Genomic DNA, 25,592 nt, shown 5'->3' on the forward strand with positions numbered 1-25,592 from the left:
GAGAGGTCCCAAACATAGCAGCGAAACCGAGTTTCGCAGGCCCCCTCCTTCGCGTGGGGCTAAGCGCTAAGAGATGAGCCTGTCCCGGGCACGAAGGCAGTTGCACAGTCGGCACCAACCCTAGGGCTTCCCGGCCTCGGCTGTCAGTTTAGGCAATTCCTTCGTCATCCACGCGACCATTTCCTCATGGGTCTTGAGGGCCTCTGGCATAGGGATGAAAGGGCCGCCCGTGTCGTAGATTGCCATGCGGTCTTTCGGCCCTGTGATGGGGTCCAGACCTCCCGTTGGCCGGGACCACACGGAATGTATCCGCTGGCTGATCCAAACACCCACGATCCAGAGGATGCCGATACAGCTAAGCGCGAGGGCCAGTAGTGCCAGTGCTATGCTCATGGTGCCCCTCCATGGAGTGCGCTTCACCAAGACGTAGGTCGCCCCAACGAGGCCAGCAAGGGAAGACCCATCTCCTTTCGGACCCCATCTGCTGAGTGCCCCCCAGCCAAGTGCCCCAGCCAAGTGCCCCTGCCATGTGCCCCTGCCATCTGCCCCCTGCCATGGTCGCTCAGAATTGGGCCTCATCAAGCATACGGCGCACTTTGGCGGCCAGATCAGCATAGGTGAAGGGCTTTCCGATCAGGTGCATCCCAGGATCAAGGCGACCATGGTGAACAATGGCATTGGCCGTGTAACCGGTTGTGTAAAGCACCGGGAGACCTGGCCTATGCTTGGTGACCTCTTCGGCAAGAACACGCCCGTTCATGCCGCCTATCAGAACAACATCGGTGAACAGCAAGTGGATTTCTGGGTGCTGCTCCACGACCATCAAAGCGCCCTTCCCGTCCGAAGCCTCGAGCACACGGTAACCGAGGTCGCGGAGAGCCTCGACTGCATACGCCCGCAGGGAGGGCTCGTCCTCAACGACCAGGATGGTCTCGCCGGAACCTTTCACGGGTGCGGCCTTCTGCGACGGTATCTCGGCAGGCTCCTCATCGGAGCCGATGAGCCGGGGCAGGTAGATCTTGATCGTCGTGCCTTCGCCAAGTTCGCTGTAGATCCTGACATGGCCATTGGACTGCCGGACGAAGCCGTAGACTTGGCTCAGGCCCAAGCCCGTCCCCTTACCTTCCTCTTTGGTCGTGAAGAATGGTTCAAACACCCTCCCCATCGTTCCCTTGTCCATGCCAGTGCCGGTGTCGGAGACCGACACCTGCACATACTGCCCAGGAGGCAGAGGCTCGGCCAACGCCTCTACATAGGCCTCGTCGAGCCGGGTATTGGCTGTCTCGATCGTCAGCTTACCACCGTCGGGCATAGCATCACGGGCGTTCACTGCCAGGTTGACAATGGCGTTCTCCAACTGGTTCGGGTCGGCTTGCGTCCGCCAGAGGCCACCAGCCAGAACTGTCTCCAGCACAATCGTTTCGCCCAGTGTCCGGCGTAAGAGTTCCGACATGCCCGCCACCAGCTTGTTGGCGTCTATGGGCTTGGGATCAAGAGGCTGCCGTCGTGAGAAGGCCAGAAGCCGATGCGTTAGGGTGGCCGCCCGCCGAGTCGCCTCCATGGCATGGTCGGCGGCCCGCAGGAGGCGACCGCTTCCCTCAGGCAAACGTCGTTGCAGCAACTCGATGTTGCCGACGATGATCGTCAGCAGGTTGTTGAAGTCGTGCGCGATGCCGCCGGTGAGTTGCCCGACGGCCTCCATCTTCTGAGCCTGTCGGAGAGCTTCTTCGGCCTTCATCCGCTCGGCCACTTCTTGCGCGACACGCTCCTCCAGCGTCTCGTTCAGGCGCTTGAGTTCCTCCGTGGCCTGCTCCGCCTTCTGGCGAGCAAGCAGCAGCTCCCGCTCATAGGTTCGCCGGTCGGTGGCATTGAAGAGAGTGATCCGATGGACAACGGGCTTTCCGTTCGCATCCAGCCTCTGGACCGTGTTGGCCAGAAGCGGCAGTTGCCGTCCGTTCGCGCCGATGAGATCGAAAGCAATCTCGTTGACGAAACCCTGCATCCGCAGAAGCGGCGCGAAATGCGTATCGTAGAAGATCTTGCCTCCGATGGTGAGGAGGTCTTGGAAGCACTTGTGGCCAACGAGGGCCTTCCGGTCCATGCCGGTCCAGGTGAGAAAAGTCTGGTTGGCTTTGATGATGGTACCGTCCGGCAGGGTCGAAAGATAGCCACAGGGAGCGCTCTCGTAGAGTTCCTCAGCCGTCTCGGTCAGCAAGCCCTGGTCGACGCTCACTACGCTGCCGCCACGCCGGGGGCTGGATCGCGCAGGAAGGCTTCCATAGCGGCAATCGTCTCCTCAGGCGCACTGAGGTTCGGACAGTGTCCCGTCGCCTTCATCAGGACGAACGCACTGCCGGTGAGGTTCTGGTGCATGTAGCGCCCGACCACCTCGGGAGCAATCACATCCTCGGAGCATTGGAGAACGAGCGCCTTCGTTCCAACCTTGGCCAGGTCTGATCTGTTGTCGGAGAGGAACGTCACACGAGCGAAGTGCTTGGCGATCTCCGGATCGGTGCGGCAGAAGCTGTTGGTGAGTTCTTCACCGAGCTGGGGCCGGTCCGGGTTGCCCATGATGACCGGGGCCATGGTGCTGGACCAGCCGAGATGATTGCTGTCGAGGAAGTCGAGCAGTCCCTCGATGTCCTCGTGCTTGAACCCGCCCACATAGTCGCCATCGTTGATGTAGCGCGGCGACGGCCCGATCAGGACCAGCCGGTCGAAGCGCTCCGGCTCCCTGATGGCAGCCAGTATCCCGATCATCGCGCTGACCGAATGACCGACGAAGATGACATCCTTCAAGTCGAGTTCACGGCAAATCGCCAGCACGTCGTCCGCGTAGCCGTCGAGGCTGCCGTATCTTGTTCTGTCGAAGGAGGCGGCATCCGAGTGTCCGTGTCCGACATGGTCCAAGAGGACGATCTTATACCGCTCCTCAAAGGCCGGAGTAATGAAGCGCCACATATTCTGGTCACAGCCATAGCCATGGGCGAAGACCATGGGTTGCTGACCCTGGCCGAAGACCTTGACATTGTGTCGCTGAAGAACGGCAGACATGAGCGCTCCATGCAATCGAAGGATTGATCGGTAAGGGCCGCTTGCTCCAGGCGTTGGGTGCAAGCTGTGCAGTTCAGCGTCCCTATGTAGACGTCCCTACTCCCATTTCAACACTTCGGTGCTGCACATGGCAGACCCGATACAGCGTTGGCCCTGCCGGGGAGCAGGATGAGCACGACGCCCCAAGTCGTTGACGAGTTCGCCTGCGTTAGGACCAGGGTATGGTCGGTATGCTGATCGAGCCGCCGTCGAGGCCATTCCATGAGCGTTTCTGAACCTTCGTGATGAGCGGCGAAGCCAACAACCTTCAAGCTTGGTTGCGTCAGTGAGAGGGGGATCAGCGTTGAGGGCGGCAGTTCCGCGTATCCGACACTGTGTTATCCGCTCGCGCACCATTCGGTCTCACGGATCGAACCTCCCCCTGTCGCAGGTTCGAGAGCATTGGACGTGAGACGTGGAAGCCACTTTGGGTCCGATGCGCTGGTGGGCCAGGGCCGAAATCCCGAGAACGGCGAAACGTGGGGGACGCAATCTGAGGAATATGGGGGACACGTCGTTCAAGGGACCGCTCTTAAGTCCTTGAATTTCGAATGCTTTACTACACTGAAAGAGAGTGGCGCGCCCTAGGGGAGTCGAACCCCTCTTTCCTGCGTGAAAGGCAGATGTCCTAACCGATAGACGAAGGGCGCGCTGTGCTTCGGAGGGCATCGCCTCCGGAGTGGGCGGACATATAGATGGGTTCGTGACGTACCGCAAGCGTCAGTTTTGATTTATTCAGGCTTCGCCGTATCCATGATCCGCAGCTCGGCCTTTTCGTGCCCGCCCCAGCGGTCGATGGAGAGCGTGCCCGCCACGTGCAGCGAGCTTCCCATGGCGGCGGAGAGCGCATTCCCGAGCGGTTGTCCGGCGGCGCGAAAGGCGATCCCGCCGATGAAGCTGCCGTCGCCGCCCCGCAGCTTCACACGCATGTGTCCGCCGCTTCCGACCTCCCGGGCTTCGACGAGACGATGCTGTGGAAAAACGAACATCGGCTCCGGCTGGCCCGAACCGAATGGCCCTGCCCGCTCCAGGGCCGTCACGAGCGCGGGCTGCGCGCCCGCCGCCGTCAATGTGGCGTCGACGGGAAATTGATCGTTGAGGCGCATGGTGCTGACGGGCTCGTTGAGCCTGTCGGTCACGAAGGCGAGGAAACGGTCGAGCTCGGTGGCGCGAATCGTGACGCCCGCCGCCATGGTGTGCCCTCCGCCCTTGATCGCGATCCCGGCATCCACCGCCGCGCGGACCGCATGGCCCAGATCCACGCCGGGCACGGACCGGCCCGAGCCCGTGGCCGTCCCGTCGGGGTTGAGCGTGAAGGCGAAGGCGGGGCGGCGGAAACGTTCCTTGGTGCGCGCGGAGATCAGGCCGACGACACCCGGATGCCACTCGGCCGAGGCCGTCACGAGCACGGCCTGATCGGGAGCCTTCTCGAGCGCCATCATGGCTTGAGCCTCGGCCTCCTGGACCGCGACGACCTCGATGGCCTGGCGCTCCCGGTTCAGGCGGTCGAGTTCTCCGGCGATCTGGCCGGCCTGGACCGAATCCTCCGTCAGAAGGAGCCGGGATCCGAGCGCCGCGTCGCCGATGCGCCCGCCCGCGTTGATGCGCGGGCCGACGAGATAGCCCAGATGCCAGCATTCCGGCGCCCCCGCGAGCCCCGCCGTGTCCAGGAGCGCCGCGAGGCCCACGCGGCGGCGGCCGCGCATGATCGCGAGCCCCTGGCGCACGAAGGCGCGGTTCAGGCCGATCAGCGGCACCACGTCGGCCACGGTGGCGAGCGCCACGAGGTCGAGGCTGCCCATCAGGTCCGGTTCCGGCCGGTTCTGGAAGAAGCCGCGCCCGCGCAAGACGCGGTTGAGCGCGACCAGGAACAGGAACACCACGCCCGCCGCGCAGAGATGCCCGAGGCCGGAGAGATCGTCGTGACGATTCGGGTTTACGATCGCGAGCGCCTCGGGCAGGTGCTCGGGCGCCTGATGGTGATCGAGCACGACGGGATCGAGGCCGAGGCGACGCGCCTCGGCAAGCGGTTCGATGCTGGCCGTGCCGCAATCGACCGTGACCAGGATATCGGCTCCCTGCTCTTTCAGGCCTCGGATCGCATCGACATTCGGGCCGTACCCTTCCGTGATGCGGTCGGGGATATGGATCGCATAGGAGATGCCGCAGGCGCGAAGGTATTCGGCCAGGAGCGCCGCGCTGCAGGCCCCGTCGACGTCGTAATCGCCGAAGATGGCGACCTTCTCGGCGCGCGTCACGGCATCCGCGAGCCGGCTGGCGGCAGCCTCCATGTCGGTGAGGACATGGGGATCGGGCATGAGATCGCGCAGACGCGGATTCAGGAACCCTTCCGTCTCGTGGATTCCCACGCCGCGGCCCGCGAGCACCCGCGCCACGATATCGGGGACGCCATGCGTCTGGGCGATGGCGATGGCGATCGCGCTCTGGGCGGCGCTGCAGCGCTCGACCCAGGTCCGTCCCAGGGCGGATTGCGTCACGCCTAGAAAAGGCTTCGGCAGGGAAATAGGCGATGATTCGGTCACGCTCTGAGTCTTACCCGTGAAATGTGGTCAAATCACCCCGCGTTCAAACGGCAATGGCCGGGACGAGCCCGGCCACTTCACATCACGAGGTTCGACCGCCTAGAGCATCGAACCCAAAAGTGGATTTGCACTTTTGGGATCAATTCGATGCTCCCATTATAGAACAAGCGCATCGTTCTCGCGAAAACCGGGCCCACTTTTCGCGCGATGCGCCAGAGCATCGAACCCAAAAGTGGATTTTCACTTTTGGGATCAATTCGAGGCTCTAGTCGAGGTGGAACTTCGCCAGTTCGCGGTGCTCGCCATGGATGCGGCGCACGGTTCCCGTCGCGGAGCGGTAGACCACCGTCTCGGTGGTGATCACGTCCTTGCTGAAATGAACGCCCTTGAGCAGCGCGCCGTCGGTCACGCCTGTGGCCGCCACGATCACGTCGCCCCGGGCCAGATCCGTCATGTCGTATTTCTTGTTGGGGTCGGTGACCCCCATCTGGAGGGCGCGGGAGCGCTTCTCCTCGGTGTCGAGGATCAGGCGGGCCTGCATCTGGCCGCCGATGCAGCGCAGCGCGCCGGCCGCGAGCACGCCCTCGGGCGCGGCGCCGATGCCCAGATACATGTCGATTCCCGTATCGGCCGGCTTCGTCGTGAAGATCACGCCCGCCACGTCGCCGTCGGTGATCAGGCGAACGCCCGCGCCGGTCTTGCGGATGGCGGCGATCAGCTCCGCGTGACGCGGACGGTCGAGCACGAGGCAGTTGATCTCGTTCGGCTTCACGCCCTTCGCCTTGGCGAGGGCATGGATGTTGTCCTCCGGCGAGGCATCGAGATCGACGACGCCGGCCGGATAGCCGGGGCCGACCGCGATCTTGTGCATGTAGACGTCGGGCGCGGCCAGCAGCGTGCCCGCCTCCGCCATGGCCATCACGGCGATCGAGCCGGGCATGTCCTTGGCGCAGAGGGTCGTGCCTTCCAGCGGGTCGACGGCGATGTCCACCTTCGGTCCGTTCTTGTTGCCGACCTTCTCGCCGATGAAGAGCATCGGCGCCTCGTCGCGCTCGCCCTCGCCGATCACGACGGTGCCGTCGATGGGGAGCTTGTTGAGCTCACGGCGCATGGCGTCGACCGCGGCCTGATCGGCCGCCTTTTCGTTGCCGCGCCCGCGCAGCCGGGCCGAAGCTACGGCCGCGCGCTCAGTGACGCGGACGAGCTCCATGGTCAGGATGCGCTCGATGAGTTGCCCCGGTTGAACGGTAATGCCTTGCGACATGGACGTGTCGTCTCCCTTGTGACGGTGACCGGCGGGCGTAACCGCCCGCCCGATGATTAATCGCGTTCGATGCGAATGACTTGGGGCGGCTCGGCGATAAGACCATCCCCCGAGATCTTCTCCAAGGCGGAACGGATGCTCGCCTCCGTGGCCGCATAGGTGATGAGAACGAGGGAGACGGGCGCGCCGGAGCGGCCGTGGGGATCCTTCGTGGCCGCCACCTCGGAGCGCTTCTGCAGGATGCTCTCCAGCGAGATGTCCGCCTCGGCCATGCGGGTGGCGACGCCTGCGGCGACGCCCGGCCGGTCATGGACCGTGAGGCGGACGTAGTAGCCGCCCTCGTGGCGCTGCATGGGGGCCCGGAGGGCCTTCTCGAGCTGCTCGACGGGTCTGCCGAACAGCGGCTGGACCAGGCCCGCGGCCACGTCCGCGAGATCGGCCACCACCGCCGAGGCCGTGGCGTCGCCTCCCGCGCCCGGCCCGATCAGCGTCAGCTCGCGCACCGCGTCCGCATCGATGGTCACCGCGTTCGTCACCCCCATCACCTGCGCAATGGACGAACTCCGGGAGACCATGGTCGGGTGTACGCGCTGCTCGATCCCCGTCTCCGTGCGTTCGGCGACGCCGAGCAGCTTGATGCGGAACCCGAGCTCCTTGGCCATGGCCAGGTCGAGCGGCGTGATGGACGAGATCCCTTCCACATAGATGGCGTCGGCGTCGATTTCGGTCCCGAAGGCGAGGCTCGTGAGGATCGCGAGCTTGTGGGCCGTGTCGAAGCCCTCCACGTCGAAGGTCGGGTCGGCCTCGGCATAGCCGAGGCGCTGCGCGTCCTTCAGGCATTCCTGGAAGGTCAGGCCCTCCAGCTCCATGCGGGACAGGATATAGTTGCAGGTTCCGTTGAGGATGCCGTACAGGCGCGCGACCCGGTTCCCAGGCAACGCCTCGCGAAGGGTCTTGATGATCGGGATTCCGCCCGCGACCGATGCCTCGAAGGCGATCGATCCGCCATGGATCTCGGCGAGCTTCGCAAGAGCGAGGCCGTGCTTGGCGAGCAGCGCCTTGTTGGCGGTGACCACGTGCTTACCCTGCGACAGGGCCGTCCGCACGACCTCCAGGGCCGCTCCGTCGGAACCGCCGACCAGCTCGACCACGCACTCGACCTCGGCCGATCCGGCGAGATCCACCGGGTTGTCGAACCACGCGAAGCGGGAGAGATCCACCCCGCGGTCCTTCGAGCGGTCACGGGCCGAAACGGCGACGACCTCGACAGGCCTTCCGCCCCTCTGCGTAACCGTCGCGTTCCGGCGTTCGAGGATCCGAATAACCGAAGCGCCGACGGTACCGAGGCCGGCAATGCCCACCTTGAGAGGACGTATCACGGACAGAAGCTCCCTGTATAACCGGGTTGCTCTTTACGACCGCCAAGCTCCCATGTCCATGCGGACCCGGAAACTTGCCCAGGAATACATCGTCTTCCGACCGTCGGAAACCTAGCGCATCGGACATGAAATCGAGCCCGCATCCGATGCAGCGGGTTTATATTTTTGAGCATCTTTCTCCGCAAAACCGGTGCCCACTTTTGCGTTCGATGCTCTAACCCCGGCGTGCCATCGGGACCACGTTGTGCAGGATCTGGTCCGCGTTGTCGAAGAACTTGCGGATGTTGCGGGCCGCCTGACGGATGCGCTGCTCGTTCTCCACGATGGCGATCCGGACGTAATCGTCGCCGTGCTCGCCGAACCCGATACCCGGCGCGACGGCCACATCGGCCTTTTCCACCAACAGCTTGGAGAATTCGAGGCTCCCCATGCCGCGGAACTTCTCCGGGATCTCCACCCACGCGAACATGGAGGCGCTGGGGGCCGGAACGGGCCAGCCCGCCTTGCCGAAGGAATCGACCAGGACGTCGCGGCGCTTCTTGTAGGTGGCGCGCATCTCCCGGATGCAGTCCTCGGGACCGTTGAGCGCCGCCGTCGCCGCCACCTGAACCGGCGTGAAGGCGCCGTAATCGAGATAGGATTTCACCCGGGCGAGCGCGGCGAGAAGGCGCTCGTTGCCCACGGCGAAGCCCATGCGCCAGCCCGCCATGGAGAAGGTCTTCGACATGGAGGTGAATTCCACGGCCACGTCGATTGCTCCGGGAACCTGCAGGATCGACGGGGGCGGGTCGTTCTCGTCGAAATAGACCTCCGAGTAGGCGAGGTCCGAGAGCAGGATCAGCTCGTGCTTCTTGGCGAAGGCCACGAGATCCCGGTAGAAATCGAGGGAGGCGACATAGGCCGTCGGGTTCGACGGGTAGCAGACCACGAGCGCCACGGGCTTCGGGATCGAGTGCATCACGGCGCGCTCGGCCGCCACGAAGAAGTCCGGCGTGGGCTCGGCCGGCACGGAGCGGATCACGCCGCCCGCCATGAGGAACCCGAAGGCATGGATCGGATAGCTCGGATTGGGCACCAGGATCACGTCGCCCGGTTCCGTGATGGCCTGCGCCATGTTGGCGAAGCCTTCCTTCGAGCCCAGGGTCGCCACCACCTGCGTGTCGGGGTTGAGCTTCACGCCGAAGCGGCGCTCGTAATAGCCGGCCTGCGCGCGGCGCAGGCCCGAGATGCCCTTGGAGGCCGAGTAGCGGTCCGTGCGCGGCTTGCCGACCGTCTCCACCAGCTTGTCGATGACGTGCTGCGGCGCCGGCAGGTCGGGATTGCCCATGCCCAGATCGATGATGTCGGCTCCGTTGGCGCGGGCGGCGGCCTTGATGCGGTTGACCTGCTCGAAGACATAAGGTGGGAGGCGCTTGATGCGGTAGAAGTTCGACATGGTTCGTCCTCGAGCGGAATCGGATCGCTCCGGTATAATTGTCAGCGAGTGGTATTGGAATTCGTCTTGCGGGCAGGTTTCTGCGGCGTGTTGACCGGCAGCGTGACCGGCTCGGGCGGGGGCGTTCCCCCGAGGCGGGCCGCCTCGGTCCCGGCCGCCTCGTTGCGGGCGCGCAGGGCGTCGAGCTCCGCCTCCGCGGCCTTCACCTCGGCGGCCGAGCGGGCGGGAGTGGGCCGTCCCTCCTCGGCCCTGCCGATGGGCATGTAGTCCAGGCTGCCCGGCCGCGACCGGGCGACGAAATCCGGCGTCGGCGCGGTCTTGGGTCCCGCCCCCACCGCAGCGGCGACATCCCGCACGGGATTGGAACCACCTGCACAGGCCGTGACGTTAGCAGCAACCAGCAGCGCCAGCAGAAGGGCCGGCGGGCGGGAAACCGTAGGAAACTGGATACGCATTGTCGGTAACCTAAGAGATGACTGCACAGGATGGGGCTGAAACGCTAAGATGCTCGAATTGCGCCCCCTGGGCAATGGCGCGAGATAAAGGGAGATCGCCTTATGGACAAGCCATACGGTGAAGAGAAGGCCCGATCCTCGGGCCCGGACTTCGAGGAGCTCTCCCGCAACATGGCTCGCTTCCTCGAAGGAGCCACGAAGGCGACGGCCGCTTACCTGAAGCCGCTGGAGGAGCGCGGCTTCACGCCCGAAATCGCGAGCGACGCCTCGGACGCGATCAAGGCCCTGGGTCATGTCGCGGAATCCTGGATGAGCGACCCGCAGAAATCCTTCGAGGCGCAAGCCCGCCTCAGCTCCCAGTTCCTCCATCTCTGGGCCTCGACGCTCAAGAGGGCTCAGGGCGAGCCGGTGTCCCCGATCGCGGAGCCGGAACCGAAGGACAGCCGGTTCAGCGATCCGGAATGGACGGACAATCCGGTCTTCGACTTCCTCAAGCAGGCCTATCTGATTTCCTCCCGATGGGCGGAGGACATGGTCGAGGAGGCGGAAGGCCTCGACGAGCGCACCCGCCACAAGGCGCAGTTCTACCTCAGGCAGATTTCGAGCGCCCTTTCCCCGTCGAACTTCCTGCTGACGAATCCGGAACTCATCCGCGAGACGATCAAGGAGAACGGCGCGAATCTGGCCCGCGGCATGGCGATGCTGGCGGAGGACATCCAGACCGGAGGCGGCGAACTCAAGATCCGCCAGACGGACCCCAGCAATTTCAAGATCGGCGAAAATATCGCGACGACCCCGGGCAAGGTGATCTTCCGCAACGACCTGATCGAGCTGATCCAATACACCCCGACGACCGAACGGGTGCTCAAGCGCCCGCTTCTGATCGTGCCGCCCTGGATCAACAAATACTACATCCTCGACCTCAACCCCGAGAAAAGCTTCATCCGCTGGGCGGTCGCGCAGGGGCTCACCGTGTTCTGCATCTCCTGGGTCAATCCCCAGGAGCAGCATTCCGAGAAGGGCTTCGAGCATTACATGCGCGAGGGTATCTTCGCGGCCCTCGATGCCGTCGAGCAGGCGACCGGCGAAAAGAAGGTGACGGCCATCGGCTATTGCGTCGGCGGCACCCTGCTCGCCGTCACCATGGCCTACATGGCGGCCAAGCGCGACAAGCGGATCGACAGCGCCACATTCTTCACCGCGCAGGTGGACTTCACGCATGCCGGCGACCTGAAGGTCTTCGCCGACGAGGAGCAGATCCGCTCCGTCGAGGCGCAGATGAAGAAGCGCGGCTATCTCGAAGGCTCGCACATGGCCAATGCCTTCAACATGCTGCGGCCGACCGACCTGATCTGGTCGAACGTCGTGAACGTCTACATGAAAGGCCGGGCCCCCACCGCCTTCGACCTGCTCTACTGGAACTCCGATTCGACGCGCATGCCGGCGGCGAACCACGCCTTCTACCTGCGCAACTGCTATCTCGAGAACAAGCTCGCGAAAGGCGAGATGGAGCTTGCCGGCGTGCGGCTCGACCTGAAGAAGATCAAGGTGCCGATCTTCAATCTCGCCGCGAAGGAAGATCACATCGCCCCTGCCCGATCCGTGTTCCTGGGCTCGAGGTCCTTCGGCGGGCCGGTCGATTTCGTGATGGCCGGATCGGGCCATATCGCGGGTGTCGTAAACGCCCCCTACAAGCAGAAATACCAGTTCTGGACGGGAGGCCCGGTCGAGGGCGAGTTGGAGGACTGGGTCGCGGCCGCCGAAGAAACGCCGGGCTCCTGGTGGCCCTACTGGTTCGCGTGGATCGAGAAGCAGGCTCCCAGGACAGTCCCGGCGCGCGAGCCGGGCGCCGGCAAGCTGGAGCCGCTCTGCGATGCGCCGGGCACCTATGTCCTGGCCAGGGCTTGAGACAGGAGCCTTCCCGGCCAAGCGCATCGTGCGAAAAGTGGGAACCGGTTTTTCGCAAGAACGATACGCTCTTTCCAGGAAGGGAGCATCGAATTGATCCCAACAGTGCAAATCCACTTTTCACGTCCGATGCTCTCCCCAAGCACCGAACGAAAAAGGCCGGCGATGACGCCGGCCTTTTTAATGTGAACCTTCCGGCTCTCAGTACTTGCGCACGATCGGGGCCGGGATGGCCACCTTCGCATCGTCCCAGCGGTATCGCACAGCCGCCGAAATGATATCGACGCTCGAATCCACGTCGGCCACGAAGGGCAGGCCGGGGCGGAAGTCCTGATGGCCCTCGACGATGCGGATATCCGTGTCCTTCGTGAAGATGTGGGTATAGGCGAGGTCGAAGGAGAGCTTGTCGCTCCACTGGTAGCCCACGCCGATCGAGGCCCAGATCCGGTCGTTGTCGGGCAGACGGGTGGAGCGGATCTTCGTGTCGATCGGCGAGTCCTCATAGGCGACACCGGCCCGGAGGGTCCATTGCGGATCCACCCTGTACTCCAGGCCGAGCGAATAGAAATAGCCGTCCTTGTAGTTGAGCGGGAGCGCCTGAACGGGCGCTCCGGTCGCGGCGCTCGTGACGATCGGCGTCTTGAGAATGCTCCAGTTCGTCCACTCGAAGCCGAGATGGACCGTCATGTTCGGGGTGATCACCTGCGAGAGGCCGAGGGTGAGCTGATCCGGGGTCTTCAGGGTCGCGTTGATCGGGGTGCGAACGGCAACCGGGGCGACGACGCCTGCGGGAAGCGTGAAGGATCCTTCGAGGTCGTGCTCGACGGACGAGCGATAGCCGAGACCGATCGTCGTTCCGATGAAGGGAGTGAGCGTCACGCCGGCCGTGAAGCCGACGCCGAAATCGTCACCCTCCAGAACACCGCTCGGCTGACCGGGGCTGACACCTACGGCGCTCTTCAATCGGATGTCGAAATACTGGAACGTCGGGCCCGCGGCGACGGACAGCCAATCGGTCACCTTCACGCCGACGACCGGGTTGACGTTCACGGAGAAGATCCGGGATGAGCGGGAATAGACCTGACCGGCCCAGTTCTCCCGGGGGTCCGTGACGAGACCATAGGGAGCCGTGGTGGAAAGACCGATCCAGAGGCTGTCGTTGACCTGGTAGGAGCTGAAGCCGGTCGGCACGATCGCATCCTGGCCGATATCGCCGGAAGCGCCGAAAAATGCGGTCGGCGTCTGCGTGGGATCGGGCTTGATGTCGACGCGCGGAAGGATCAGCGACAGATGCCATTCGTTGTTCCAGCCCGGCGACATCGTGATGACGGCGGGGTTCCAGAACATCGACGAGAGATAGCCCGAGCCCGAGGCCGCGCCGGCGAACGAAAAGCCCTGCGCGGTGGCGCTCTGCTCACGCAGCCCGAAGGCGCCGGCCTGGGCTCCGCCCTGCGCGGCGATGAGGGCTGCGAAGGAGACTGCGGCGAGGGACAAAGAACGGTTGAAACGGCTCATGGAGGTTTCCTGCCCTTTTCTGTTTTGTTGCGGGAATCCCGCTTGAACGGCCACTGTGCCATGCTCAATTTTCGCCGCAATCTCCAGGCCAGCTTTCGCTCGGGCCTCCGTATAGACCGAATACTGAAGCCCGTTTCTGCGAATTACATGAGAATTCGAAAGAACAACCGGCATGAATACGATACGTTACGGTCCCATCCTAGGCAAACAAGCGTATTGATGGATGCGAAATGCACTTGCGGCGCGCCGACGTGGCCGGGGGAAATCTCACGCTTTCTCCATGCTCGTGGCAAAACAGCAACATATTTGTGCCGGGAACATGCATTGTAGGCGGGCGTGAATGCGCCACATTGGAATTGGCCCGTTATGGATAGGAGCACTTGATGAAACTGGTGAGATTTGGAGAAGCCGGACACGAGAAGCCGGGAATCGTCGATGCCCGAGGACAGATCCGAGATCTCTCCGGGACGATCCCCGACATCACCGGCGCGACCCTGTCGGCGGAGAGCCTGTCGCGGATTCGCGCCATCGACCCCGACACACTCCCCCTCGCCCCGGACGGACAGCGCATCGGCGCCTGCGTCGGGCAGGTGGGCAACTTCATCGCCATCGGGTTGAACTACGCCGACCACGCCGCGGAAACGGGTGCCGCCATCCCGGCGGAGCCGATCATCTTCAACAAGGCGCCGTCCTGCATCGTCGGCCCGAACGACGATACGATCCTGCCCCGCAAGTCCGAGAAGACCGACTGGGAGGTCGAGCTCGCCATCGTCATCGGCGAGCGCGCGTCCTATGTCGGGGCGAACGAGGCGCTCGACTTCGTGGCGGGCTACTGCATCTGCAACGACGTCTCGGAGCGTGAATACCAGATCGAGCGCGGCGGCACATGGACCAAGGGCAAGGGCTGCCCCACCTTCGGACCCCTCGGTCCCTGGCTCGTGACCAAGGACGAAGTCCCGGCTCCGCAGAACCTTTCCATGTGGCTCGACGTGAACGGCGAGCGCATGCAGACCGGCTCTACAAAGACCATGATCTTCAACGTAGCGCAGATCGTGTCCTACGTTTCGCACTTCATGATCCTCGAACCCGGCGACGTGATCACCACGGGAACGCCGCCCGGCGTCGGAATGGGCATGAAGCCGCAGCGCTTTCTCAAGGCGGGAGACGTCGTGAGCCTGGGCATCGAGGGCCTCGGCGAGCAGCGCCAGCGCGTCGTCGCCTTCGAGGGAAGCGCGCTGGATACCAGCAAGCACCATAAAGGCCATTGATTCAGCCCCGGTCGGGCTGATGTCTCACGCCCCTCTCGTCATGGCCGTGCGCGTCACGGCCATCCACGTCTTCATGAACCGCCGCCGGTCAAAGACGTGGATGCCCGGCTCAAGGCCCGGCACGACGGCGGAGGTGGTCATAACACGCATTTCGGCATGGCCGCCCCCGGACTCGATCCGGGGGCGGCCATCTGCGTCTTATGCTCCAGTTCCTCAGGTCAGCCCGAGCATGAGCTCGATATTCTGAACGGCGGCGCCCGACGCGCCCTTGCCGAGATTGTCGAGGCGCGCGACGAGCACTGCGTGGTTGTAGCTGTCGTGCTTGAACACGAAGAGTTCCAGACGGTCCGTGTCGTTGAGCGCCTCGGGCTCGATCCGCTCGATCGTCCTGGCATTCGCAATCGTCGGCACCACGCTGACGAGGCCCTCTCCCGGGTAGCGCTCCATGAGCGCCGCCTCGAGATCCCCCGCCTTGGGCTTGCCCGGCAGCAGGTCGAGGTGGAGAGGAACGCTCACCAGCATGCCCTGGCGGAAATTGCCGACGGACGGGATGAAGATCGGTCGCCGGGTCAGGCCGGTATATGCCTGAAGCTCAGGCACGTGCTTATGCTCGAAACCGAGGCCGTAGAGCTCGAAGGCCGGGGCCGTGCCCGCCTCGTACGCCTCGATCATGGCGCGCCCGCCGCCGCTATAGCCACTGACCGCGTTCACGCTGATCGGGTAATCGGCCGGAATCAGGCCTGCATCGACGAGGGGCCGCAGGAGCGCAATGGCCCCTGTCGGGTAGCAGCCCGGGTTGGCGACGCGCTCCGCCGAGGCGACGGCATCCTTCTGCTCGGAGGTCAGCTCCGCAAAGCCGTAGACCCAGCCTGGCGCGACCCGGTGGGCCGTGCTGGCGTCGAGGATCTTCGGCTTCTTCCCGCTCAAGCCCTCCACGAGGGAAACCGTCTCCCGGGCCGCGTCGTCATGGAGGCAGAGCACGACGAGATCGACATCCGCCAGGATCTCGCGCTTGGCTTCCGGATCCTTACGGCGCGCAGACTCGATGCTCCTGATCGCCACGCCCGGGACGCCCTGCAGGCGCTCACGGATGCCGAGGCCGGTCGTGCCCGCCTCGCCGTCGATGAAGACCGTCTTCGCGCCCTGGCTGAGAGCGCTGGAATTGTGGGTCATGGTTGTCATGTCGATCCGATCCACCTGTGGTCGCCAATCAGGCTAAAGCCAATAACGCCGAAAGAGTTCTGGAGAAATAAAAAAGCCGCGCGATGCATTGCGCGGCTTGCGGTCAGGCCATTTAGACGGCCGTCATCGCACGCGCGCCGGGGCGGCGATCGATCGGCGTCGGATGATGGCAAGGCTCTGGTTCATCGGACATTTATGGCGAGGCGGGCGGCCTTTTGTCAACAAGCCTGACTGAGGAACAACCCCCTTCGGCCGGGTCTCACCTGAAGGATGTCCTCGAATTCCGGATTTGCGCCAAGCGAACCTCTTGTTCCGATCCGAGCGCATCGTGCGGAAAAGTGGCTCCGGTTTTCCGCTCAAACGATGCGCTCATCTAAGGAGGGAGCATCGAACGCAAAAGTGGGAACCGGTTTTTCGCAAGAACGATGAGCTAGACAAAGCGGAAATCGTCCGCATGGAGACTTGAGAGGGTCACGTTCTTCAGGGTGATCGTATGGCCGGCGCCGGCCGTGATCACGACATTGCTGCCGGATTGCGCGGAAGCTGCGAGCACGGCGGCATAACCGGAGAACACGGCTGTCGAGAACTCGATGACGTCGTCCGTGTTCGCGCCGGCCTTGAAGTCGGTGATCACATCCACCCCAAAGCCGGCAGCGAAGACGAATGTGTCCGAGTTCAATCCGCCTGTCAGGGAATCATTGCCGGCTCCACCAACGAGCGTGTCGTTTCCGGATCCGCCGCTCAGCGTATCGTTTCCAGCCCCGCCACCGAGGCTGTTGGCGCGCTCGTCGCCGTAGAACAAGTCGTTCCCGGATGTGGCGGCCGTCGCCATGTCGAACAGCTGGGCATAGGTCCAGGTCGTGCCGTCGGCGAGGCGAACGTCCTCGATCCGGTAGTAGGTACTATTGACCGCGTCATCCAGCGTGACCTTATCGGTACCGATGGTCAGGACGAGGTCGCGTCCCGAGTCCGCCTGGTTGACGGTCACGTTGGCGGCACTGATGCCAGACCCAAACTGCAACACATCCACATCGCCGCTGCCGAATCCGTAATCGCTGACGATGTCCTGGCCATCGCCGACGTTGAACACATACGTATCGCTACCGCTGTCGCCGCGCAGGAAGTCGTTTCCAGTGCCGCCGGCAAGGGTATCGCTGCCGGACCCGCCATACAGGCTATCGTTGCCGGCCCCGCCGCTCAGAGCGTTAGCCCGCTCATCGCCGTAGAGGACGTCGCTCCCGGAGGTGGCGACTGTCGCCATGTCGAGCATCTGGGCATAGGTCCAGACGGTGCCGTCTGCAAAATGGACTTCTTCGATCCGGTTGGAGGAGCCATAGATTGCCTCGTCGAACGTGATCTTGTCCGGTCCAATCGTCAGGACGAGGTCGTGTCCGGAGCCAGCCTCTGTCACGGTGATATCGGTCGTGCCGATACCGGCTCCCAGCAGCAGGATATCCACATCACCGCTGCCGACGCCATTGTCGTAGATGATGTCCTGGCCGTCTCCGCGGACGAACCGGTAGGTATCGCTGCCATTACCTCCGTTCAGGGAGTCGTTGCCCACCCCGCCTGTCAGCGTGTCATCCCCGGATGCCCCGTAGAGGCTGTCGTTGCCAGCTGCACCACCGAGGCTGTTGGCGCGCTCGTCGCCGTAGAAGACATCGTTGCCCGCAGTTGCAGTCGTGGCCATGTCGAAGAGATGGGCATAGGTCCAGATCGTGCCGTCAGCGAAGCGCACCTCCTCGATCCAGTCGTAACTGCTGTAGATAGCGTCATCCAGCGTGACCTTATCGGTGCCGATGGTCAGCACGAGATCGCGCCCCGCGCCAGCCTGGCTGACAATCACGTTGGAAGCGCTGATGCCGGCCCCGAACTGGAGGATATCCAGGTCCCCGCTGCCGAAGCCATAGTCGCTGACGGTGTCCTGGCCATCTCCGGCATTGAAAACGTAAGTATCACTGCCCGAGGCGCCCTGAAGGAAGTCGTTCCCGATCCCGCCGGAGAGCGTATCGGCGCCTGATCCGCCGTAGAGGCTGTCGTTGCCAGCTGCACCACCGAGGCTGTTGGCACGCTCGTCCCCATAGAAGACGTCGTTGCCCGCGGTTGCGGTCGTGGCCATGTCGAAGAGCTGGGCATAGGTCCAGATCGTGCCGTCAGCAAAGTGCACCTCCTCGATCCGATTCAGAGAGCTGTAAGCTGTCTTGTCCAGAGTCACCTTGTCGGTGCCGATCGTCAGGAGGAGGTCCTGACCAGAGCCTGCTTGGCTGACAATAACCTGCGCCGCCGATATTCCCGCACCAAACTGGAGCACATCACCCGGATCGGATCCGGTGTCATAGACCACGTCTTCCCCGTCTCCGAGGTTGAACAGGTAGGTATCCAGGCCAGATCCGCCGACCAGAGAGTCGATGCCGGTACCGCCTGCCAACGTATCGCTGCCTGCTCCTCCGGTCAGAGTATCGTTACCGGCATTGCCTATAAGAAGATTCGCACCACTATCGCCGGTTAGCTTGTCATTGAAGATCCCGCCTTCAAGGCCCTCGATGCCGATATAGACGTCACCGCTGACATCAGCGTTCCCGGACTTCGTGCCCGCTGCCAGATCGATCGTAACGGCCGATGTGGCATCTCGATAACTTGCGACGTCGACGCCCCCACCCCCGCTGAGAGTATCCCCTCCGGCACCGCCCAAAAGCGTATCGTTGCCCGTGCCGCCGATCAGCGAGTCACCATTGCTCCCCCCGAAGAGAAGATCGCTTCCCTCGCCGCCGACAAGAGTGTCCGTCCCGGCTCCGCCATCGAGCGAGTCGCTCCCGTCGCCACCAAAGAGGCTGTCGGCTCCGCCAGCTCCATCGAGTGTGTCGTTCCCCGATCCTCCATCCAACGTGTTCGCATAGGCATCGCCCGTGAGAACATCATTGTGCATCGATCCGATGACGATCTCGAATCCGGTAAAGCTGTCACCGGTATTGCCTGCACCAGTGGACAGGTTCACAACCACCGCCGCAGTGGCAATTCCGTAACTGAGCGTATCGACGCCATCTCCGCCGTCGAGGTGGTCGGCCCCAGGGCCACCGATGAGCGTATCATCGCCTGCCCCGCCGAAGAGGCTATCGATTCCATACCCTCCGTCGAGCCAGTCGTTTCCGTCGTTTCCATAAGCCGTTTCGGCGCTTCCCAGGCCAAGGAAAACGTCGTTGCCCGATGTGCCGTTGAAAGTGGCAACGGCATCGACCGTCAAGGATATTGTCGCGGTGGCGATACCGCCCTTGCCGTCGGACACAGTGTAGTCGAATGTCGTCGTTCCGACGAAATCCGGATCGATCGTGAAGCGGATGTCTCCGCCGCTCGTCAGAGTCACAAGTCCATGGCTCGATGCATAAGCCGCAAATAGGCTGAGCTCATCTCCGTCGGCATCATGCGTCCCTTGCAGCAATTCAGCTCCTGTCAGAGTGAGTGCCGGTCGCTGGGTAAGGGTCCGGAAGATCGGCGTTGCCGTCGGCGCAGTGTTGCTGCCCCCGATATAGATCGTCCTGTCCTGGAAGGTCAGGAATTCGACGGCCGTGAGGAGATCCGTTCCGTCGAATCCGGCAACAATGGTGGTGCCGCCATCGAATGTAATCGTATGGTCGGACCACAATCCCGTGAAGCAGGCGGTATCGACACCCCTCCCCCCATCAATCCGATCGTCGCCTGCACCACCCGAGAGCGTGTCCTCTCCATCTCCTCCGGACAAGACGTCGTCGCCTGCTTCACCGCGGAGAACGTCCTCGCCGGCGATGCCGCCGAGCGTGTCGTCTCCGACTCCGCCCACAAGAGCGTTATCCTGGCCGTCGCCCATGAGGCTGTCGTCGAATCCAGACCCCTCCAAGTTCTCGATGGCGATCAGGACATCCCCTTGGGCATCACCGCCGCTGACTGCACCGGCCGAGAGATCGATCGAAACCGCGGCGGCCGATGCTACATAGCTGGCGGTATCGACACCTTGACCGCCATTGAGGGTGTCGCTGCCGGCTCCTCCGCTCAGCGTGTCGTTGCCTCGGCCACCGGAAAGAAGGTTGGCAACTTCGTTTCCGATCACTCGATCATCGCCATCACCCAAATAGGCGTCTTCAATGACCGTTCCGACTGCGATGGTCAGGTTGTTGCCTGCAAGTTGACCGGTATGGCCCTGTTGCAGGTCGAGCACCGCGTTCTGGAAGATCGCAGACGCGTTGATGACGTCATGTCCGGCGCCATCGCTCAGGACGCGGCGCGCGGCATCGGCGCCGGACGTCAGGCTTCCGTAATCGGCCGTATAGACGTAGATGTCGTCGTTGGAAGCAGCGTCGCCGTAGATCTTGAGCGACCAGCTGTTCACATGGCCGATCTCGCCGGTTGCGGCATCCCGGACGATCAGAGTCCAATCGCCTTGACTGAGTTCGCCCCAGTTTTGAACGCTTGCATAGGTTTTGGTCAATGTGTCGTTCGTCGCGCCGCGGTCCGTCAGGCTGCCGGGGTCAACTTCCAGACGATCGATGAGCCGGCTCTTGGTGCCGTCGGGCGAGACAAGCTCAACGACAAGATCGCCGACATTGGTGTGATTGAGATCGATCGTCACCTCGACGTGATCGATCTCGATCTGGTCGGAGACATTGATCGAGCCCGCGACTGACGCGCCCGTGTTGTCCGGAATGTCCCGGTTGACGGCAGCCGTGTAGGCCGCGGAGATCTCGTTCGCCGAGGTGCTGGTCTTCGTCCAGGTCTCTGCAAGGCGAACGGCCGCGCGAGCATCAACGAGACCGAAGCCATAGTCGCGGCTGACGTGGAGGCCGCCACCGTTCCAGTTGCTTGCGCCATTGGTGATCCAGCTGGTGTTTGTCGGATCGGTGTTCCAGGCGGAATAGGCCAGGATCTCCTGCACGTCGCGCCATCCCAACAGGGGATTGGCATCGAGCATCAGGGCGACGACGCCAGCCACGAGTGGCGTGCTCGCGGATGTGCCGCTTCCCGTTGCGTAATCGGCGCCCAGCACCCCATCGGCGTTGCTGTAGCCGTCCGCTCCCGGGTCGTCGGTGCTGAGAACAGCCGTCCCCGGCGCGACGACCAGGATGGATGTTCCGCGATTGCTGTAGGCGGCAACCGTGCCGTCCGCATCGATGGCACCGACCGTGATGGCGTGCCGTGAACTCTGATTGGCGTACTGGTTGACGTCGATTCCCTGCGCTGCCTCGTTGCCGGCAGCGAAGAGAGTGATGGTTCCCAGACCGCCGCGTCCCGATTGCGCATCAGCCCTGATGCTCTGCCGGTAATCCGAACTCGTCGTCCAGCTGTTGCTGACGATATCCACATTTGCGAAGCGGTCGTAACCCTCGAACAGATTGGGCTGATCGTTCCCGATGAGAGTCGATCCATAGGCGACGCCGACCATCCCCGTTCCGTTTCGAGCGCCCGCGACCAGGCCGGCCATCATCGTGCCGTGGCCGCCCGAGCCGTAGTTCTGGCTCAGCGCCGCGTTGTAGTTCGGAGCAAGGTCCGGATGATTGCTGTCGATGCCACTGTCGTGAATCGCAACCTTGACCCCCGTGCCGGTGTAGTCGTCCCAAACGTCATAGACGTTCAGCGCCTCGAGCGCCCATTGGAAAGGGAACAGCTCGTCTTCTGGAAGCGGTGCCGAAATCTCGAGCTGCGACGTCGCCCAGGCAGTGCCTCCATGCCCGTCCGAGACCTGATAGGCGAAGCTGCCGTGAACACCCGCCGAGCCATTGGCGTCGAAGAGCACGTCACCGGTCTTGGTGATCGAAACGTCTCCGCCTTCGGCGCGGGCAATGGCGGTGACCTTCAGAGCGTCGGAATCCGCGTCGCGGTCATTCTCCGTCAAGGCTTCGCCGGTGAGGAGCATGGCACCACCGGTATCGCGCAGGCGCCATAGCTCACCCCAGGCGCGGGGGGTGTTGTTTGTCCCATCCAGGTGGATAGTCTGGTCGGCAAAGACCAGCCGCTCGATACTTTCGAGCTGGTCCGTCCCATCGTCACCGGCATTGTCGGTGACCGTATAGCCATCGGCGGTCGCCACGATGGTGTAGTCATCGGCATTGCCGGAGAAGATCGCCACGTCCAGGCCGCCGCCGCCGTTCAGGACGTCGTTTCCAGCCTCGCCCATGAGGCGGTCGTCGCCGCTTCCAGCCATGAGCGTGTCGCTGCCGCCGCCGCCGCCCATCACCACGTTTGTCGGGCCGGTCGCCGTGAAGACATCGTCACCATCATGGCCGAAGGCGAACTCGATGGACGTGGCGGTCAGATCCAGGGTGACCGCATCCGAAGACGTCACGAAGACCACGTCGTTGCCATCCCCTCCGTCGATGGCGACGTCCTGCGCGTCGATCATCAAGATATCGTCGCCGTCACCGCCCGAGAGGATGTCAGCTCCCTCATCGCCGGACAGAAGGTCGTCGTCGTTTCCGCCCGTCAGGCTGTCGTTGCCGGCTCCGCCATTCAGGATGACAGAAACTGTGCTGCCCGTAGCCGTGAAGGCATCGTTGCCCGCATTTCCATAAGCCACCTCGACCTCGGTCTGCACGAGATCGAGTGACACGCCACCCTCGGTTTCGACGAAAACGGTGTCTCTCCCACCGCCGCCGCTGATGTTCGTCGACAGGTCGCTTGCATCGATGATCAGAGTATCGTCGCCTTCACCGCCGTGGAGGATGTCCGATCCGACGCCCCCCATCAGCGTGTCGTTACCGCTGCCGCCGGTCAGGATGTCGTGACCCGCCGCACCAACGAACATGACGTTTCTATCATCCGATGCAACGAGGACATCGTCGCCCGCGGCCCCGAAGGCGCCTGCATAATTCGTTCCGGTGACATCGACGCTTTGTCCGGTTTCGACCGAAACAAGATAGTACCTGTCGACCCGGCCATCTTCATGAGTCTGGACGATATCGCTGCCCTGGATATTGGTGGCGATCCCATCCGAGTTGAAATCGAGCCCCACGCTGTAGGCCGCGATCGTGCCGGTCTGCGTCGTGACGCCGGTCGCGTTGAGAATCAGCCCATCTCCGACATCCTGGATGGCGATGGCGCCGGCAGGAGCATCGGCCGCATCTGCGAAGACCTCGCCTGCATCGATGAGGCCGTTTCCGTTGAGGTCTGCCCAGTACGAGACGTTGCCGCCCGACGGATCGACCGGTGTGCCGGTCAGGTCGATGGACGTGATGCCGAGCTCGGACAGCGTCAGGAGTTCGCCCGCATCCGAAATGCCGTTCTGGTTGAGGTCGCGCCATACCCTGAACTCGGCGAAGCGGGAATCGGCTGTGCTGAACACGCCGTCATGATTGCTGTCGAAGCCGCGCAGCCGGTCGAGGTCCGTCGTTCCGGGCCCGCCTGCCGTGAAGGCCAACTCGGAATAGCTGCCGATGATGCCGTCCAGGCCCTCGTCGAGGACCAGGATGCCGTCATCCGAAGCAATCCAGACAGTCTGTTCAAGATAGCCGTCGCCGTCGATGTCGAAGGCGACCGAGAGCTGACCGAATTCGACGCCATCGCCGTCGAGGTCGAGGACGAAGGGATCTGCAGCGGTTGCTCTAGATCCAAAGCCAACAGCGCGGGATCCCACATGTGCGGCTACACTCAGGCCTTCTAAGGCTCCCGCCGCCAGGCCAGTGGCGATAGCTGCTGGATTACCCAACCTTGCTAGGCCCCATGTCACTCCACCCAATGCCAACGCAGCATCCTGTGCAAGGGCTGACGCCTCTCCCAGATCGTCTGATAATTGTTTGAGGCGATCACTAATCTCTTGCGAACCGCTCTTGGGTGGCGGCGGCGGATCTCCGGGCGTGGGAGGAGATCCCGGCGAGGGCGGAGTACTGCCGTCGTTCGGACGGCGCTGTGGTGGCGAACTAGACGGGTCCCATTGCGGCGGTGCACCCGGAGATCCTGGGAGAAGGGATAAGTTTACTTGTATGATATTGGTGTCGCAAGTATTCTCTTCCGTTAGTTCTACTGACATTCAGCCCCCCTGCTTTTATATGATAATATCAGATACGAGGCTTGAAAATATCAAGCACAACAAAATAAAGTATTGGCAGTATAGGTATTAATGATACTATTTTATAAGCTAGTCTTGATGGAATACCGAAGATATGATCATAATAAAGAGCTGCTATAGAAGAAACTATGCTTAAGAAATATACAATAACAATCGCTTTTTTCTCATTAGTAAATCTTTGTCTTTTTTCATTTATTATAAAAATTCTCTTTCTAAATATATAAGCCATTATGAACAAAGTTACTATAACCAATATTGAGATATCTTTTGGAATGCCGAGTTCTTCGTCAAACCTGCACATGGCGACGAGCCCTGTCACGGCGAATGCAATCATGTGTTTCATGAATTGATCGGTTCGGAATCTACGGAAGAAGGTGGTGCGCTTCGGTTTCTGTTGCACTTCTTCTGTTTCCAACCACATGGAAACACCCCTATCAGCATCACCTGTTTTGCGTCGCCAGTAGCACCGCCAGCCGGTGGTGTGCTCATGACGGAGGCCACAGATTGTGCGAATTCCCCTTATCACCTCTTGTAGCGCGCGGACGAATAATAGGAAACTATTCGTTTATATAGGGCAGCTACTGCGGGCATTGGCAGGCAAAGGCGGTCGTTTTTGCGCACCCCAAATCTGCCGGCTCCTTGTCGCGATGTTAAATCTCGACATCGCGTTTCCTGCTGCAATATGGCCTGCGCCATTGTGCGCGCCTCTGTCTGAGGCAAGATTCAGGTCCTCCCCTAATTTCTGAAGACGATCATGCCATTCCTGGGAGCCACTTTTCGGGGGTGGTGGCGGGTCGCCTGGAGTTGGGGGAGACCCTGGTGTGGGTGGGCTGCTGCCGTCATTCGGATTGCGCGGCAGGGGATTGCCGGAAGGCCCCAGGGTGGTGGCGCACCCGGAGATCCTGGGAGAAGGGATGAGGCTACTTGCACAAGATTGGGGTCTGCAATATTCGCTTCTACTGGTTCCGGGGACATGCAGGCTTCCTGTTTTCGTAGAGTTAGATCAATCACGATCTCCGAATGCATCAATCGTAATCAAGTAAAGCATAGGTGAAACAAGTAGCCAAAACATAACTTTAGATAACAGCGCAGCACTGTCTCCAAGGATATCGCCGGAGTAAATTCCGACAGCAGAACAAACTAAGCAGGCAATATAAGTCATAATTATTATCGCGCTTTTTTGGAATGGTATTTTGTTGGTATAATGCACTTCTAGTATCTTTTTTCTATATATGAATGCTAACAATAGAAGTAGCGTTAATATCGATGTTGACCCGATTCTCGGGATACCGAGTTCCTCGCCAAACCTGCACATGGCGACGAGCCCTGTCACGACCAACGCAATCAAGTGTTTCACGGATTGATGAAACCGAAATCCACCGAATAGGGTCAAGCGTTTCGGTTTCTGCTGCACTTCTTCTGTTTCCAACTGCATGGAAACACCCCTATCAGCATCACCTGTTGAGCGTCGCCAGTAGCCCCGCCAGCCGGTGGTGTGCTCATGACGGAGGCCACAGGTTG

General features: G+C 62.3%; 15 protein-coding genes and 1 tRNA gene. 2 read left to right on the plus strand and 14 right to left on the minus strand.

Annotated features, from left to right (window positions below; translation table 11 throughout):
* Positions 1-120 precede the first annotated feature (120 nt).
* From AB8841_RS19920 to AB8841_RS19960, 9 genes are all read right to left on the minus strand, one after another.
* A complete protein-coding gene (locus AB8841_RS19920; RefSeq protein WP_370437538.1) occupies positions 121-393 on the minus strand; it encodes a hypothetical protein in 273 nt (90 codons plus the stop codon).
* Between the two features lie 169 nt (positions 394-562).
* Positions 563-2,233 carry an ATP-binding protein gene (locus tag AB8841_RS19925; protein ID WP_370437539.1) on the minus strand — a complete coding sequence of 557 codons (1,671 nt, stop codon included), beginning with the start codon at positions 2,231-2,233 and terminating at the stop codon, positions 563-565.
* Positions 2,233-3,054: an alpha/beta fold hydrolase gene (locus AB8841_RS19930; protein ID WP_370437540.1), complete on the minus strand. Its 822-nt coding sequence runs from the start codon at positions 3,052-3,054 to the stop codon at positions 2,233-2,235. The genes AB8841_RS19925 and AB8841_RS19930 overlap by 1 nt, the downstream gene beginning before the upstream one ends.
* 614 nt (positions 3,055-3,668) lie before the next feature.
* A tRNA-Glu gene (locus AB8841_RS19935) sits at positions 3,669-3,743 on the minus strand.
* A gap of 81 nt (positions 3,744-3,824) precedes the next feature.
* Positions 3,825-5,636, minus strand: a complete 1,812-nt coding sequence (gene recJ, locus AB8841_RS19940) for a single-stranded-DNA-specific exonuclease RecJ (protein WP_370437541.1) — start codon at positions 5,634-5,636, stop codon at positions 3,825-3,827.
* Between the two features lie 265 nt (positions 5,637-5,901).
* Positions 5,902-6,900, minus strand: coding sequence for a class II fructose-bisphosphatase (gene glpX, locus AB8841_RS19945; protein ID WP_370437542.1), 999 nt, complete (start codon positions 6,898-6,900; stop codon positions 5,902-5,904).
* A 56-nt stretch (positions 6,901-6,956) separates the two neighbouring features.
* On the minus strand, positions 6,957-8,279 hold the full coding sequence (locus tag AB8841_RS19950; protein ID WP_370437543.1) for a homoserine dehydrogenase: 1,323 nt from the start codon (positions 8,277-8,279) through the stop codon (positions 6,957-6,959).
* Between the two features lie 214 nt (positions 8,280-8,493).
* On the minus strand, positions 8,494-9,714 hold the full coding sequence (locus AB8841_RS19955; RefSeq protein ID WP_370437544.1) for an LL-diaminopimelate aminotransferase: 1,221 nt from the start codon (positions 9,712-9,714) through the stop codon (positions 8,494-8,496).
* Positions 9,715-9,755: 41 nt separating this feature from the next.
* Positions 9,756-10,169, minus strand: coding sequence for a hypothetical protein (locus AB8841_RS19960; protein ID WP_370437545.1), 414 nt, complete (start codon positions 10,167-10,169; stop codon positions 9,756-9,758).
* Positions 10,170-10,271: 102 nt separating this feature from the next.
* Between AB8841_RS19960 and AB8841_RS19965 the strand changes: the two genes are divergently transcribed.
* Complete coding sequence (locus AB8841_RS19965) at positions 10,272-12,077, plus strand: PHA/PHB synthase family protein (protein WP_370437546.1); 1,806 nt, start codon at positions 10,272-10,274, stop codon at positions 12,075-12,077.
* A 201-nt stretch (positions 12,078-12,278) separates the two neighbouring features.
* Here AB8841_RS19965 and AB8841_RS19970 read toward each other — a convergent pair whose 3' ends face one another.
* Positions 12,279-13,592, minus strand: a complete 1,314-nt coding sequence (locus AB8841_RS19970) for an OmpP1/FadL family transporter (protein ID WP_370437547.1) — start codon at positions 13,590-13,592, stop codon at positions 12,279-12,281.
* Between the two features lie 383 nt (positions 13,593-13,975).
* On the opposite strand from AB8841_RS19970, the gene AB8841_RS19975 reads away from it, so the two are divergent.
* Complete coding sequence (locus AB8841_RS19975; protein WP_370437548.1) at positions 13,976-14,860, plus strand: fumarylacetoacetate hydrolase family protein; 885 nt, start codon at positions 13,976-13,978, stop codon at positions 14,858-14,860.
* Positions 14,861-15,073: 213 nt separating this feature from the next.
* On the opposite strand, the gene argC is transcribed toward AB8841_RS19975, so the two are convergent.
* The 4 genes from argC to AB8841_RS19995 form a co-directional block, all read right to left on the minus strand.
* A complete protein-coding gene (gene argC, locus AB8841_RS19980) occupies positions 15,074-16,042 on the minus strand; it encodes an N-acetyl-gamma-glutamyl-phosphate reductase (RefSeq protein WP_370437549.1) in 969 nt (322 codons plus the stop codon).
* A 430-nt stretch (positions 16,043-16,472) separates the two neighbouring features.
* On the minus strand, positions 16,473-23,639 hold the full coding sequence (locus AB8841_RS19985) for a S8 family serine peptidase (RefSeq protein ID WP_370437550.1): 7,167 nt from the start codon (positions 23,637-23,639) through the stop codon (positions 16,473-16,475).
* A gap of 421 nt (positions 23,640-24,060) precedes the next feature.
* On the minus strand, positions 24,061-24,492 hold the full coding sequence (locus tag AB8841_RS19990; RefSeq protein WP_370437551.1) for a hypothetical protein: 432 nt from the start codon (positions 24,490-24,492) through the stop codon (positions 24,061-24,063).
* A gap of 582 nt (positions 24,493-25,074) precedes the next feature.
* Complete coding sequence (locus AB8841_RS19995) at positions 25,075-25,506, minus strand: hypothetical protein (protein ID WP_370437552.1); 432 nt, start codon at positions 25,504-25,506, stop codon at positions 25,075-25,077.
* Positions 25,507-25,592: the final 86 nt, after the last annotated feature.

The sequence above is a fragment of the Microvirga sp. TS319 genome, from assembly GCF_041276405.1.
Taxonomy (GTDB): domain Bacteria; phylum Pseudomonadota; class Alphaproteobacteria; order Rhizobiales; family Beijerinckiaceae; genus Microvirga.